This is a genomic window from Fischerella sp. PCC 9605, assembly GCF_000517105.1.
Lineage (GTDB): Bacteria > Cyanobacteriota > Cyanobacteriia > Cyanobacteriales > Nostocaceae > PCC9605.
This window is the reverse complement of the sequence record NZ_KI912148.1, coordinates 620,348-635,693: the sequence shown is the minus strand read 5'-3', so window position 1 is coordinate 635,693 and position 15,346 is coordinate 620,348. Positions and strand designations below refer to the sequence as shown.

The window sequence follows — 15,346 nt, the reverse complement described above, 5'->3', positions numbered from 1 at the left end:
TTTGCACCCTGCAAAATCTACTACTTTTGAATCCACAAGCCATCCTTGAGTTTAGCAAACTTAGTGCATTAAGGCAGAAGACAGAAGAGAAGAATGCTGATTACATTAATTATTGTGACTTGTTCTTAACTTGTTGGTTATTTTCGTTATGCAGCACTAGTTTAATTTTGGCTTTATAAGTATAGCAATCTAGCTATGAACCTTCTTAATTACTCCTGCTTTGGAATCGATAATGTATTGATATAAATAGCCGTCATGAACTGTAAATTACAGTACTAATGAAAATTATTGCCTTGCTCTTTCTTTGGGCTTTCTCCCAGTTTCTACCTTCTGCTTCCTGCCGGGGTGCTCCTTCTGCCTCCAGGATAGCTGTCTTATTTTGGTTTATGCCTTTTTTTAGAAACCTACTCTCTCAACAAATTGTTACAATACTTAACATAATAGCTCCGATGCGGTGGTAAGCTCATGAATGCAAAAACAGTTTCCCCTACTTCCCTGGAAGTTGATTATGAAGTAGTACCGGACAATGGTGCTAAAGCATCTGTTGTGAGTTTACCAGCACTAGAAGAAGCTCAAGGACATAGAGGGCTGGTCAGTTCCACAATTGAACCTGAGGCAGCATTGCGATACGATCCGCAGGCGATCAAGACCTACTATAAAAGTCGTCCCCTGCAAGTTTTGCGACGCATTATCGCGGTTTTGACACCAACGATCAGTTTTGCTCTTGGTGTATGGTCGGATAGCAAACGGGGAGTCGTCGTTAAAAATGACCGTCGCCGAGCAATTCGCTTGCGAGAAATCCTAACAAATTTAGGCCCTGCCTATATTAAAATCGGACAAGCATTGTCTACCCGACCGGATCTAGTTCCTCCGGTGTACCTAGAGGAACTTACCCAGCTGCAAGACAAGTTGCCACCCTTTCCCAACGAAATAGCTTATCAATTTATAGAAGAAGAATTAGGCGCACCTCCACAGGAGGTTTACGAGGAACTTTCACCAGAACCAATCGCCGCCGCTTCCTTGGGGCAAGTATACAAAGGTAAGCTGAAAACTGGTGAGGAAGTCGCCGTCAAAGTCCAACGTCCTGACTTGCGAGAACGGATTGCTATTGACTTGTTTATCTTACGGCAATTAGCAGGATGGGCGCAGAAAAATTTTAAACGCATCCGCAGCGATTTGGTAGGTATCCTCGATGAATTAGGCGATCGCATCTTTGAAGAGATGGACTACATTCACGAGGGAGAAAATGCTGAGCGCTTTTATCAGTTATACGGTCATCTTAAAGACGTTTACGTACCGAAAATTTACTGGGAATACACCAACCGTCGCGTTTTAACGATGGAGTGGATTAACGGCACAAAATTAACCGAACCAGAAAAAATTAGTGCCCAAGGCATCAACGCCCGCTATTTAATCGAAGTGGGAGTGCAGTGTTCATTGCGACAACTGCTGGAACATGGATTTTTCCACGCCGATCCTCACCCAGGTAATTTATTAGCCACCACCGATGGGAAATTGGCATATCTGGACTTTGGCATGATGAGCGAGATTAAGCCGCCACAGCGTTACGGTTTAATTGAAGCCATTGTTCATGTAGTTAACCGTGACTTTGAAGGCTTAGCATACGACTACGTCAAGTTAGATTTTCTCTCACCGGAGACAGATTTAACGCCGATTATTCCGGCATTTGCCAAAGTATTTGCCAATGCTCAGGGAGCTAGTGTTGCTGAGTTGAACATTAAAAGCATCACTGACGAACTATCGGCTTTGATGTATGAGTATCCCTTCCGCGTACCTCCCTACTACGCTTTGATAATTCGTTCTCTGGTAACGCTGGAAGGTATCGCTATCTATATTGACCCCAACTTCAAAGTCTTGAGTGAGGCTTATCCTTACGTTGCTAAACGATTGTTAACCGATCCAGCACCAGAATTAAGAGCATCGCTGCGGGATCTGCTTTTCAAAGAAGGTCGTTTCCGCTGGAACCGCTTGGAAAACTTGTTACGCAATGCTCGTAACAATCAAGACTATGACTTGAATTTGGTATTGAATCAAGGGGTAGATTTTCTCACTTCCGAACGCGGTGCTTTCATTCGCGATCGCTTGGTGGATGAATTTGTGAAAAGTGTAGAAGCATTGAGTAAAAATATTCTGCACAACTTCACATACCTACTGCGGGAACGGGTTGGTGTCACAGCAATTAACGAAACGCCTGCTGCTACAGATGAGCAACAACAAACCTTGGAGCATATCAAACGAATATTAAATATTCTCCGCGAAACTCGTGGCTTTGACCCGACGCAGCTTGCTCCGCAACTAGCCCAAATGTTGGTAAATCCCGGATTGCAGCGTTTGGGACAACAAATTGCCAGCCAGTTGGCGCAAAAAGCGATCGCTAGGTTGATTCGAGAATTGTTGGTATCGGAAGAAATTGAGAGTACGCAAGATGCAAGTTTAGAACCTCCTGCAAGGATTTCTTTGCCTGCAAGAGTTTGATTTAGAAATCCTGCACCCTAGAAGGGTGGGGCTGCACGAACAAAGCCTGCGAAGGCAGGCTGTGAGGTTTTTTGCCTACGAAGGTGGGTTTAAAAATGCTTTATTTAAACGCAGAGGCACGCAGAGTAAGCGCAGAGGGGAGGCAGCGCGTTGCGGGGGTTCCCCCCGTTGTAGCGACTGCCGTCGCGCAGAGTTTTTTAATTTAAATTCGTTATGAACCATAATCCCCATTGCCCCTAATCCCCACTCCCTGCGGTCGTGGGGGCCCCGAGTTCCCCAATCCCCTATCTCCAGTCCCCTTTAATGGAGTAATTCCTCTACCTGATGCTGGCTCCATAAAGTTCTGTATAGACCTGGTTGTTGCAAAAGCTCTATTTGCGTACCCATCTGGACGATTTTACCTTTATCCATGACAAAAATTCGGTCAGCAGCGGCAGCAGCGGACAGTTGGTGGGTGATGAAAACTACAGTTTTGCGTTTTGTACCCCCAGAAAGATTTTTTAAGATTGTTGTAGCTGTTTGATTGTCAACGCTGGAAAGGGCATCATCCAAAATTAAAACTGGGGCATCAATTAACATTGCTCTCGCAAGGGCGGTGCGTTGCCGCTGTCCACCAGAAAGAGTAATACCGCGTTCTCCGACGATGGTTTCATATTGCTGGGGAAAATTGATTATTTCTGGGTGAATCTGGGCACTTTTGGCGGATGATTCTACTTTTTGTTGTTCGGCGACGGGATCGCCATAGCGGATATTATTTTTGATGGTGGTGCTGAAGAGAAAACTATCTTGGGGAACGTAGGCGATCGCACTGCGTAAATCTGCTAGGGCAATTTTAGTAATGTCTATCTCATCCAAAAATAACTGGCCTGGTTCGATATCCAACAAGCGAGGCAAAGCATTTGCCAAGGTAGATTTGCCTGAACCAATGGCTCCCACAATTGCTACGGTTTCCCCGGGTGTGATAGTAAAGCTGACATTGTCTAAAGCGGGAGTAGCAGCACCAGGATATGTGTAACTGAGGTTTTTCGCTGTCAGTTTCCCTTGCACTTCCTCTGTGGGTAGATGAATTGCATCTGTTTCGTCTTTGATCTCGGGTGTGACAGTTAAAATTGACTCGATGCGATCGACACTCACTTCACCTCGTTGATAAGCAGTGATTGTGAAACCTAATAGGGCGGTGGGGAAAACCAAACGCTCTACATACAGAAGCAGGGCGACAAAATCACCAACATCAAGCATTCCAGAGGCTATCCGCGTTGCTCCAAGCAAGATGATGACTAGCGAACTGATATTGGCTAGTCCGCCAATCAAGGGAAACAGAGTATTTCGGCTTTTCGCTAGTTTGAGGTTAGCTTGCAGCAGATGCTGATTTTTTTTAGCAAAAGCCCGGCGCTCATTTTCCTCTTGGGCATAAATTTTAATTAGGGCGATGCCGCTGATATCTTCTTGGATTAAATCGCTAAGGTCAGAAAGTCGATCCTGTACTGCTAATTGTTCATTGCGGAGGCGATCGCTAAACAGATGCACCACATAGAACATAAAAGGATATACTGCCAGTGATGCTAATGTCATCTCTACATTGATAGATAGCATGACTGGCAGTGTCAGGCTGTAGGCAAACAGGGTATTTGCCAAACTCAGTACAGCAAAACCTAACAACCGCCGGATATTGTCAACATCACTTGTAGCGCGACTAATCAAATCACCTACGGTATTGGTCGCAAAATATGACGGTTCTAGTTTGAGTAAATGTTCAAAAATCCGCTGTTTCAGTTCATATTCTACCTGACGCCCTACACCAAATATCCAGATGCGGGAGGCCATACGAATCAGCCACATTGCCGAAGTCAACAAAACAATGGGCACTATGTAATTTAATAATTGATTTAAGCTAAATGTTCCCGAGAGTTTGTCAACGCAAGTACGAATCAATAAAGGAATATAAACACCCAGCCCATTGACAGTTAACAAAGCAACAATACCTAATGTTGCCTCTCGCCAATGGGGACGCAGGTAAGCAGCAAGTATAGCAAGGCGTCGTCTTTTTGCCATTCCAGCAATTTTATACCTTATATTATCTTGGGCACGCCAAAATCTGGCTATCTCTGGCTACAGATAGAAATAAAGTTTAAACAAGGCCAGTCAGCTACAAATGTAGCATTGTGGCCTTTTTAGATGCTGCTTTTTTAGCCTTATGGCTGTCAATTTACCACAGATAAAACTGCACTTTTGTCAAGAGGGTATTGGAAGAATGATTGGATAAAGATTTTCGGATGGCTTTGACTAGAATTTAAGTCCTAATTCCAGGATAAGTATATTAACTTATCGACAATAGTCCTTGTATCTTACTCTGCTAACATATGCCTGTCGACCACGCAAGAAAAAGTAAATTTGGTTGAGATAACTTTCCCATACTCGCGTTGTAAGTGCCAGAGTTTCGGCATTGGGTATAAAATCTTCCAACCGCAACCCACGTCTGGCAATTTCCGCTGGAGTTTGCAACAAATAAGGTGCGATTCTCGCGTCCATAGAATTTAATCCCAGTTGCGCGATCGCCCCATCACCCGCCATATCTGATATGCTCTCTACATTAGGGTCTTGTTTGAATGCCACCAGTACCCCCGATGTAGGTGTAGTTATGAAGGCTAGGTCAGAATTATCAATCTTGGCGATCGGCGACCGAACCAGAAAGTAGGCTACAGCTGGCGTACTAGCCAAAAGCAGAATCGTTAAGGCCCAAGCAAGATACATACCTCCTGGTTTGTCTATTCCTCCGCCTTTGATTTTCTGAGCAGCAAACAGCAACAGCAAAATCGATGCTCCTAGAGGCTTGAGCGGAAATGATATTACCTCCCACAATGCGGCGATCGCTGGCTCATTAGGGTTAACAAACCACAACAAGACGAGCATCAGAAAAATGACCAAGAACAATCGCCCTACAAAAGTTCCTGTGGGGTAATATCTTTGGAACAAAGAGACTAAAACCGCTAAAAGAAGCAGCCAAAGAAGAGCCCGGCTTAATAGTACAAACATAAATTTACTCTCAAATCTTCTGGTGCGGTCAGCCTAGCAATTTTGGGCATTTGAGTTATTTTAGCGTCAAATAAGTAGTAATAGCACTGTTATCTGACCTCAAATTCCTCATAACGCCACTCCCCAAAAGCGGAGGATATCTCCGCACGGGGGTGGCTCCCCCTCACACAAAGACCACCGTCGTAGTGATTTTAGAGCAAAATTTTTCAACTGACCGCAGTATTTGTAATTTTCTAGATCAGTAATTTGGTTCAGGTAAATTAATTTAATGAAGTAGTTATGTAAGCAAAAGGAAAAACAATGTCGCCTGAAAAGCCTACAATTTTGGTAACGGGAGGGGCTGGATATATTGGTTCCCATGCTGTGCTTGCTTTGCTGCGATCTGGGTATGAGGTCGTAATTCTCGATAATTTAGTGTATGGACATCGTGACTTGGTAGAAACAGCTTTAAAAGTAGAGTTGGTAGTAGGTGATACAAGCGATCGCTCACTACTGGATCGGTTATTTCAAAGTCGTGAAATTGCGGCTGTGATGCACTTTTCTGCCTACGCCTATGTGGGAGAATCAGTTACCGACCCTGCTAAATACTATCGCAACAATGTCTTAGGCACTCTGACCCTCCTAGAAGCGATGCTAGCAGCCTCTGTAAATAAATTTGTATTTTCTTCTACTTGTGCAACTTATGGAGTCCCCGAGGTCATACCTATTCCAGAAGACCATCCCCAAAATCCGATCAATCCCTACGGCGCCACCAAGCTGATGGTAGAGCGAATTCTCTCTGATTTTGATGCCGCCTATGATTTTAAATCAGTAATTTTCCGCTATTTCAACGCCGCTGGAGCCGATCCCGGTGGTTTGTTAGGGGAAGACCATAACCCAGAAACTCATTTAATTCCCTTAGTTCTGCAAACTGCTTTGGGTAAACGCGAATCTATATCAGTTTTCGGCACTGATTACCCCACTCCCGATGGTACTTGTATTAGAGATTACATACACGTTAATGATTTGGCTGATGCTCATGTCTTGGGCTTGGAATATTTATTGAAAGGCGGCGACAGCGGAGTGTTTAATTTAGGAAATGGTAATGGTTTCTCTGTTAAAGAAGTTATTGATACAGCCAAACATGTAACGGGTGCGGATATTAAAGTCACAGAGTGCGATCGCCGTCCTGGCGATCCACCTGTTCTGATTGGTAGTAGCGACAAAGCTAGAAAAATCTTAGGCTGGCAACCACAATATTCATCCTTAGAAGAAATTATTAGCCATGCATGGCAGTGGCATAAACAGCGACATAAGTAGGGACTAGGGATTAGGGTACGTGGGGAGAGTAGGAGAGTAGGGAAGTGGGAGAGTGGGAGAATAACAACCAACCACTAACTACTAACCACTAACTACTAACCACTAACTACTAACCACTAACTACTATCCCTATTCCTATTAACTCGTTGCACTAAAAAGAATAAAAAACCAATTGTTATCAAACCAAAACCAGCGATCGCCCACGGTAGCGCTGTCCTAGTTTGTGTGTTGGGAATGTTCTGGTTAATATCTTGTAAATCTTGTGTATTTTCTCGTACTGATTTTCCTGCTGCTACAGTAACATTAAATTTCAAATTAAATGGTTTAAAACTTGCTTGTGCTGTTGATTCACCACGCAAATGTAGCTGATAAGTTCCTGGTCTGGGGAATGTAAATTTCGCTCCAGGTATTCCTTGATAACGCTCTGCCGAGACTGATTCTAAAGTTGGTTCCAAAAGTGGTGGTTCTCCAGAGGCATAAGGTTCAGCGTAAACAGCTAACTGACAATTGCACTCTGCCAGTGGAATCACCTTACCACCTTTACGGGTGAGGGCAAACCAAACTGTTGTAGGTTCTCCGGATCTAGGAGTATCATTTGGTTCAATATGGAGAGTTGCACCTACTTGCGCTGTTGTTTTCACTTGATGGGCAAAGACAGTAGTATTAAAAGTAACAATAAATACAGATAAAATAGTTAATAATACATATTTAAACATAACTTGACCATCTTTTAAGTTAAAAGTCAAAAGTAAAAAGGTAAAAGAAAGAAGAATATTTCTTTTTGTCTTGATCTCAAAAGGATACAAGAGAGTGAATTTATTGATGGAGAAACATAAAGATGTCCTTGTTTCAAGCCCCTAGATTTATATATGAGGATTTCTTTTTACTTTTATCTTTTTACTTTTTACTTGTTTGACAGCGCTGAAGAATAAATCTTAAGAGGTGGATCGCCGTCGTAACTTTGCGATTATTTCTCACCCAGACGCGGGTAAAACTACACTAACCGAAAAGCTTTTACTCTACGGTGTAACAATCCAAGAAGCAGGAGCAGTCAAAGCCTGTTCCAACGCCATGCTACCTTAGACTGGATGGTAATGGAACAGCAACATAGATAATTCCTAATAGGCGCGATGGATAAAACGCCCAATCGCAGCAGCACAACGAAGAGCAATTTTTTTGCGGAAGTAATAGGATTGAGAATAAAGTCGAATTGGTGCCTGAGTGTGTTGCCAATAAGCTTTATCTGTCAAACTTGGAGGTGCACCTCTTAAAGCTTGGAAAATAAGTTGTTTTCGCCAGGGTTTTATCTGCCCTCCTGATGCATGAGACATAATGTTTACAGTAACGCCACCAAAATCCATTCCCATTTTACTGACAGTACTCAATGGTTCAGGAGAAGACAACATCAGTGCCAAGTTAAGGACGCATTGATCGCTTTGGAAATAGGGATAACGCCCTAAAGCAAGAAGGAAATCACTGAGCTTGATGTATCCTGCGGACTCAAAGGTTTCTAGTAATTTCTGCCATAGTTCAAGTACGGACTTCTGGTTTTGCTTCAGCCCAATAAAGCCAGAATTGTAATATCGGTCTAGTTCGCGATGGCAAACAAAACCGTAGCGTTCAGCAAGTTCTTTCCAAGCAAGTCGATAAGGATGATTGGCGGGCATATAATCGTAGGCATCTTCGCATAGGGTAATACCACGACTAACCCACTCTACGTAAAAATCCCAAGGACTTTTATTAACAATATCAGGGTCAAAATAAAATAATGCTTCAACTTCTGGGCAGTAATTTTCCCAAAGTTGCAGCATAAAATCGGGCTTGTAATTAGAGAAAAACTTTGAGGTGGTTAACTCAACAAATCGAATGACACAATCCTCAGCAACAGAAAACTCTTGATAAGCCTGACCATTTCTGAGAGAATTAGCCCAAGGTGGCAAAGCTCCGCGATACCCTACCCAAACTACACCGCGAAAACCGTGGTTATAAAGAGAGTTAACTAAAGTTCCTACACCGTAGTGATAATCACCTTCAAATATGGTACAAATGGCTGCGAGCATCATTAGTATAAATTAATACAATCTGTTAAAATATACAGACAACTTTGTTTATAAGTACAGATGTGTTTCTCTTGTATTTCTGGGGAGTAAAACTTCAGGGCGGTGTAGCCATAATTATTTCTCAATTTTTTGTTCTTTACTGCTCCAAAATCTATGAAGCTACAGCTTTTGTGCAGCATCTATCGCTAACTGACTTGATGATGCAAAATTTTTTACTGTAGAAGCCATTAAGTAAAGATGAAAACCTGTGTAGAGAATAATCTCCTCTATCTTAGGGATGAAATTATCGATAGAGTTTTAATTGGCGATCGCCTCAGTGCATAGATAACTTGAAACGCAATAACGCTGCTAGGGCATCTGCAACTTGAGGGGCTGCATTCGCAATTAGTACAATCAAGTGTTAGGAAGTTACATTTATAGCTGCACAAGTTTCTCGCCAACGTTCACCCATTACAATCGCGCTATCTTTAAAAATATAACGGTTAATTTTTACGCAGATATTTACGCTGATGCGCCTTGAAGTTTTAGAAGCCAAAATTAATAGTAGGCATTTAATTAACTTTGAGGTCTTTAATTTATGAAATTGTTGCTCCTAGCTTTGATCGTTATGATTGGTGCGCTTGGTGTGACTCCGAATGCCTATGCTGACCAAACAAATGTTCGTCCTGCCAAAGAATCTGGCAATCAACAAGCTGCTTCTTTGATAACCCAACCAGTCACGATTAATGGTAACTGGGTTAATGTCATTAACCGAAATCATCATCTCCAACAAACTTCAGGTTCAATTTCAGTGGTACGCGAGCAAGGATGCCAAAAGATTGATCCGCTTGAGTTAATTAACAATCTAGGTCGTATTTTGGAGGAATGCGAAAAGCAAAAAAATAATCCAACTCCTCAACATACTCAAATAGAGTATTTCCAGACTCCCAAACAACTAGATTCTGGGATTAACGTAACAGTCACTCAATTCTGATTTGGATTAAACAACTCTGGTTAATTACCTATTAAGTTGAATAATTCTTCGCGAGTTTTTTGCTACTCTTAAAATATGCTCCACATCACTATTCACATATAAGTAGTTTTAACGGTAACTAAATTAGCGATCGCATCTAAATTAATCAACCACAAACCCTCTCGACAACTGTGAGAAATTGCCGCAGTACTGGTGTTTCTTTCTGTGGTTGCCACATCACTGCTGTTTCTACTAACGGTGTTGCTTGTGCGATCGCTCGATACACTACACCCATACGCTGAAGATTTTGCAAAGAAGACGGCACAATTGCAATTGCCATTCCAGCAGAAACTAGTCCAATGATAGTTTGCATTTGGATAGCTTCTTGTGCAACTTTCGGTGTAAAGTTACTTTGCTGACACAGAGCAACTATTTTGTCGTAAAGTCCAATTCCTAGATGGCGGGGGAATAAAATAAACAATTCATCCGTTAGCGATCGCACTGCAATTCGTTCTTGTTTCGCTAAAGGATGGGTTGCAGGCAAAGCTACAACCAGATTTTCTTGCTGAATACATTTCCAACTGAAGGTATCATCTTCTAAAGGAGGATGCACAAAGCCGACTTGGATGTGTTGATTGCGTAGCGCCACCTCCTGTTCTGCTGTCGTTAATTCCTGCAATACTAATTCCACTTCGGGAAACTTTTGGCGGAAGGCTTGCAAGATCGCAGGTAGCACGTTATAGGTGACAGAACTAACAAACCCTACCTGCAATTGTCCTGTTTCTCCCCTACCCGTGCGGCGCGTTAACTCAATTGCCTGTTCCAGCTGTGCTAGCAGTTGATAAGCCTCACGTAACAATACTCTTCCTGCTTCCGTCAGTTGTACCTGTCGCTTGGTTTTGCGATGAAATAATTCCACTCCTAATTCTGCTTCGAGTTGTTGAATTTGCTGGCTTAAAGGCGGTTGGGCTATGTGCAGTCGTTCAGCAGCTCGACTAAAGTGCAGTTCCTCCGCTACGGCAATAAAGTAACGCAGGTGTCGTAGTTCCATAGTTTTGATATTTTAAAAGTTTCAATTATGAATAAATATATATTGGACATATGAAAAATTTCTATCTATGATGCTCCTACAGAAGCATTTCAGGAGTCTAAGGAAATCAAAATGTCAGAAAATCTCAGAAGCAGAGTTGTCACCCAGGGAGTGCAGCGATCGCCCAATCGTGCCATGTTGCGTGCCGTTGGATTTCAAGATCAAGATTTTACTAAACCAATTGTTGGGATTGCTAACGCATACAGCACCATCACCCCTTGCAATATGGGGATCAACAAACTGGTACAAAGGGCAGAAATAGGCATCAACAACGCCAACGCGATGCCGCAAATATTCGGCACAATTACGATTAGCGATGGCATTTCGATGGGAACCGAGGGGATGAAATACTCCTTGGTGTCGCGAGAAGTAATTGCCGACTCCATCGAAACAGCTTGCAACGGACAAAGTATGGATGGAGTGCTGGCGATCGGCGGTTGCGATAAAAATATGCCAGGAGCAATGATTGCGATCGCCCGGATGAACATTCCCGCCATCTTTGTTTATGGCGGTACGATTAAACCCGGACACTACAACGGACGCGACTTAACCGTCGTCAGTTGTTTTGAAGCGGTAGGCGAATATAGTGCCGGGAAAATCGACGAGGATGAGTTATTAGAAGTTGAACGCCGTGCCTGTCCTGGTGCAGGTTCGTGCGGGGGAATGTACACAGCTAACACCATGTCTAGTGCATTTGAAGCAATGGGGATGAGTTTGCCCTATTCTTCAACAATGGCAGCAGAAGATTCAGAAAAAGCCGACAGCACAGAAAAATCGGCATTTGTATTAGTAGAAGCAATTCGTAAGCAAATCTTACCCCGTCAGATTATCACCCGCAAATCTATCGAAAATGCAATTTCTGTGATTATGGCGGTGGGTGGTTCCACAAATGCCGTGTTGCATTTTTTGGCGATCGCCCGCGCTGCTGGTGTAGAACTAAGCCTCGATGACTTTGAAAGTATCCGGTCGCGCGTTCCTGTATTGTGCGATTTAAAACCTAGCGGTAAGTATGTAGCTACAGATTTACACAAAGCTGGTGGTATTCCCCAGGTCATGAAAATGCTACTTGTGCATGATTTACTGCACGGAGATTGCCTCACCATAAGTAGTGAAACTATTGCACAAGTGTTGGCGGACGTACCCAATGAACCATCACCAAACCAAGATGTGATTCGCCCTTGGCTCAACCCGATGTATTCTCAAGGACATTTAGCTATCCTGAAAGGGAATCTGGCAGCAGAGGGAGCAGTAGCAAAAATCACTGGTATAAAAGTTCCTAAAATTACTGGGCCAGCACGAGTTTTTGAATCAGAGGAATCTTGTTTAGAGGCGATTCTGGCAAAGAAAATCAACAGGGGTGATGTGATTGTCATTCGCTACGAAGGCCCCAAGGGCGGCCCCGGTATGCGGGAAATGCTCGCTCCCACTTCAGCAATTATCGGTGCAGGTTTGGGTGATAGTGTGGGGTTAATCACCGATGGGCGTTTCTCCGGCGGTACTTACGGTATGGTCGTTGGGCACGTTGCACCAGAAGCGGCGGTTGGAGGTGCGATCGCTCTAGTAGAAGAAGGCGATACGATCACTATTGATGCTCATGCTCGTTTATTGCACCTGCACGTATCTGATGAACAATTAGCTCGTCGTCGCGCTCTTTGGCGACCCCGTCCACCCCGTTACACTACTGGTGTGCTGGCTAAGTATGCCAAATTGGTATCTTCTAGCAGTCTTGGTGCAGTCACTGATTTGGATTTATTTTAGTTAATAGTTAATAGTCAATAGTCAATAGTCTAGAGTTTTTTGACTAGTGACTATTGACCAAATTTAATTCACCTAGGACTACATGACAACCAGCAATAACCCCAGTTCTCTTCCTTAGCGATCGCCCCTGGTACAGTTACAGGAATAGAGCAAGAGGTGTCTCAAATCTGCATTGCTCAGGATCGTGGCAAAAGCAAGACATAAATAATGTAAAAGCTGCATATCTGAGAGTAGGTGCGATCGCCAGTCCAAATATTAAGTAAAAATTTAGATTTAGAAAGTCATTTTTCAGGTGAATAGCTGACATTGGTGTTGAACTCAAGGAATCTGTGGTGCCCAATAAGACTAGTTATAACTACAAGTTCCAAGAAATGAATTTCGGCAGGCAAATTTTGCATTAAAAAATACTAGAATATCTAGAGATTCAGCACCGTAAATATTCTTCCTTTAAAAGCTATTAAAGCTTTTAAAGCTACTAATTTTTTAACTCTATGTGGGTTGAATTTTGATTTCGCTACCTAAAATTTTGTTGCGAACCACAATAGCCCTATCGGAGAACCGGTGTTTTATGCCATCATGGCAAAATAGGATACGTATACTTTGTTGATTTGCAGGGAATTTAAATCATGGCTCTCCATCTAGGTGATACAGTCCCGAATTTTACCCAAGCCTCTACACACGGCGACATCGATTTTTATGAATGGGCAGGTGACAGCTGGGTAGTGCTGTTCTCCCACCCCGCAGACTACACACCTGTTTGCACCACTGAGTTAGGTGTCGTTGCCAAACTCAAGCCAGAATTTGACAAGCGTAATGTCAAAGTCATAGCCCTCAGCGTTGATGACGTTGAATCACACAAAGGCTGGGTTGGTGATATCGAAGAAACACAAAGCACCACCCTTAACTACCCAATTCTGGCAGATGCAGATCGTAAAGTTTCTGACCTTTACGACATGATTCACCCCAACGCCAACGCCAGCGTAACTGTGCGGACAGTGTTTATCATCGACCCCAACAAGAAACTGCGTCTGACTTTGACTTATCCCCCCAGCACCGGACGCAACTTTGATGAAATTCTGCGGGTGATTGATTCGTTGCAACTGACTGATAATTACAGCGTTGCTACACCAGCTGACTGGAAAGATGGTGATGATTGCGTTATAGTCCCCTCACTGAAAGATCCAGAAGTGCTGAAGGAGAAATTCCCCAAAGGGTATCAGGAAGTCAAGCCTTATCTACGGATGACTCCTCAACCCAATAAGTAATTTTACTTAGTTAAAGAACCTCACCTTCATTATGGAGGTGAGATTTTTTATATTTTGGGAATGAATTATTACCTTTGTGTCTTAGTGTCTTTGTGGTGAAAAATAATGTCTTTTTAACCACAAAGACACTAAGACACAAAGTAAAATCTTTTGTAGAATTCACGTATTAACGTTGCGAAAGATTAAAACTAGCTGTAGTAGGCTAATAAATTTTTGGAATTGATAAGATCTAGACGATCGCTCTATATAGTAGGGCGATCGCTCTTTTTGTTTGAGAGACTGTCCAGACAATGATTTGAATTTAGGGATGAATTGAGCTTAGATCCCAGCACCGCTATAAGTAAGAATTTTTATAAGAAGAACATAGGTAAATTTAAAATGGATATCAAGAACGGCTTTGTAGGCACTGTCGGCAACACGCCATTAATTCGGTTAAACAGCTTTAGCGAAGAAACTGGCTGCGAAATTCTCGGTAAAGCAGAATTTCTCAATCCTGGTGGTTCCGTCAAAGACCGCGCGGCACTTTATATTATTCAAGATGCGGAAAAAAAAAGCTTGATTAAACCGGGTGGTACTGTTGTAGAAGGAACAGCTGGCAATACTGGCATTGGACTGGCACATATTTGCAATGCCAAAGGCTACAAATGCTTGATTATCATTCCTGATACCCAGTCGCAAGAAAAGATGGATGCCTTGAGAGTATTAGGGGCAGAAGTCCGTCCCGTGCCTGCTGTACCTTATAAAGACCCCAACAATTACGTCAAGCTATCTGGCAGAATAGCTGCTGAGATGGAAAACGCCATTTGGGCAAATCAGTTTGATAACTTAGCGAACCGTCACGCCCACTACGAAACTACAGGGCCAGAAATTTGGGCACAAACAGACGGTAAAATTGACGCTTGGGTTACATCAACCGGAACTGGGGGCACATATGCAGGTGTGTCTATGTTCCTGAAAGAAAAGAATCCAGAGATTAAATGCGTAGTTGCCGATCCGATGGGTAGTGGTTTATATAGCTATATCAAAACTGGTGACATCAAAATAGAGGGCAATTCCATCACTGAAGGCATAGGTAATAGCCGTGTCACTGCAAATATGGAAGGCGCACCAGCTGATGATGCCATCCAGATAGATGACAAAGAAGCCCTACGGGTAGTTTATCAACTGCTGCGGAAAGACGGCTTGTTTATGGGCGGTTCTACAGGAATCAACGTCGCCGCAGCTGTTGCTTTAGCAAAACAAATGGGACCAGGACATACTATTGTCACTATTTTGTGTGATAGTGGTTCCCGTTACCAGTCACGCATCTTTAACCGTGAATGGCTACAATCAAAAGGACTTTCACCAGAATAATTATTAGTCATTAGTCAATGGTCATGAGTCAAAAACTCTT

Annotated in this window: 11 protein-coding genes and 1 pseudogene; 7 read left to right on the top strand and 5 right to left on the bottom strand. The window is 43.0% G+C overall.

Annotation, left to right across the window (positions count from 1 at the left end):
- The first annotated feature begins 465 nt into the window (after positions 1-465).
- On the top strand, positions 466-2,496 hold the full coding sequence (locus tag FIS9605_RS0105175) for an ABC1 kinase family protein (protein ID WP_026731629.1): 2,031 nt from the start codon (positions 466-468) through the stop codon (positions 2,494-2,496).
- Positions 2,497-2,796: 300 nt separating this feature from the next.
- Here the strand turns inward: FIS9605_RS0105175 and FIS9605_RS0105170 are convergent, their stop codons facing one another.
- Complete coding sequence (locus tag FIS9605_RS0105170) at positions 2,797-4,548, bottom strand: ABC transporter ATP-binding protein (RefSeq protein WP_026731628.1); 1,752 nt, start codon at positions 4,546-4,548, stop codon at positions 2,797-2,799.
- Positions 4,549-4,818: 270 nt separating this feature from the next.
- Complete coding sequence (locus FIS9605_RS36295) at positions 4,819-5,529, bottom strand: hypothetical protein (RefSeq protein WP_051469931.1); 711 nt, start codon at positions 5,527-5,529, stop codon at positions 4,819-4,821.
- A 300-nt stretch (positions 5,530-5,829) separates the two neighbouring features.
- On the opposite strand from FIS9605_RS36295, the gene galE reads away from it, so the two are divergent.
- Positions 5,830-6,828 (top strand): UDP-glucose 4-epimerase GalE, encoded by a 999-nt coding sequence (galE, locus tag FIS9605_RS0105160; protein ID WP_026731627.1) that lies wholly within the window; start codon positions 5,830-5,832, stop codon positions 6,826-6,828.
- Between the two features lie 116 nt (positions 6,829-6,944).
- On the opposite strand, the gene FIS9605_RS36290 is transcribed toward galE, so the two are convergent.
- Complete coding sequence (locus FIS9605_RS36290; RefSeq protein ID WP_035139652.1) at positions 6,945-7,544, bottom strand: hypothetical protein; 600 nt, start codon at positions 7,542-7,544, stop codon at positions 6,945-6,947.
- A 226-nt stretch (positions 7,545-7,770) separates the two neighbouring features.
- Here FIS9605_RS36290 and FIS9605_RS40605 point away from each other — a divergent pair.
- Positions 7,771-7,934, top strand: a pseudogene (locus FIS9605_RS40605) (GTP-binding protein); the annotation flags it as partial.
- Between the two features lie 12 nt (positions 7,935-7,946).
- Here the strand turns inward: FIS9605_RS40605 and FIS9605_RS0105145 are convergent.
- A complete protein-coding gene (locus tag FIS9605_RS0105145; protein WP_026731626.1) occupies positions 7,947-8,888 on the bottom strand; it encodes a hypothetical protein in 942 nt (313 codons plus the stop codon).
- Between the two features lie 577 nt (positions 8,889-9,465).
- Here FIS9605_RS0105145 and FIS9605_RS0105140 point away from each other — a divergent pair.
- On the top strand, positions 9,466-9,861 hold the full coding sequence (locus tag FIS9605_RS0105140; RefSeq protein ID WP_026731625.1) for a hypothetical protein: 396 nt from the start codon (positions 9,466-9,468) through the stop codon (positions 9,859-9,861).
- 145 nt (positions 9,862-10,006) lie between these two features.
- On the opposite strand, the gene FIS9605_RS0105135 is transcribed toward FIS9605_RS0105140, so the two are convergent.
- Complete coding sequence (locus FIS9605_RS0105135; protein WP_026731624.1) at positions 10,007-10,891, bottom strand: LysR family transcriptional regulator; 885 nt, start codon at positions 10,889-10,891, stop codon at positions 10,007-10,009.
- Positions 10,892-11,002: 111 nt separating this feature from the next.
- Here FIS9605_RS0105135 and ilvD point away from each other — a divergent pair, with 111 nt between their 5' ends.
- From ilvD to FIS9605_RS0105120, 3 genes are all read left to right on the top strand, one after another.
- Positions 11,003-12,688 (top strand): dihydroxy-acid dehydratase, encoded by a 1,686-nt coding sequence (gene ilvD, locus FIS9605_RS0105130; RefSeq protein ID WP_026731623.1) that lies wholly within the window; start codon positions 11,003-11,005, stop codon positions 12,686-12,688.
- A 626-nt stretch (positions 12,689-13,314) separates the two neighbouring features.
- Positions 13,315-13,953, top strand: coding sequence for a peroxiredoxin (locus FIS9605_RS0105125; protein WP_026731622.1), 639 nt, complete (start codon positions 13,315-13,317; stop codon positions 13,951-13,953).
- 378 nt (positions 13,954-14,331) lie between these two features.
- Positions 14,332-15,306, top strand: a complete 975-nt coding sequence (locus tag FIS9605_RS0105120) for a cysteine synthase A (protein ID WP_026731621.1) — start codon at positions 14,332-14,334, stop codon at positions 15,304-15,306.
- Positions 15,307-15,346 lie beyond the last annotated feature (40 nt).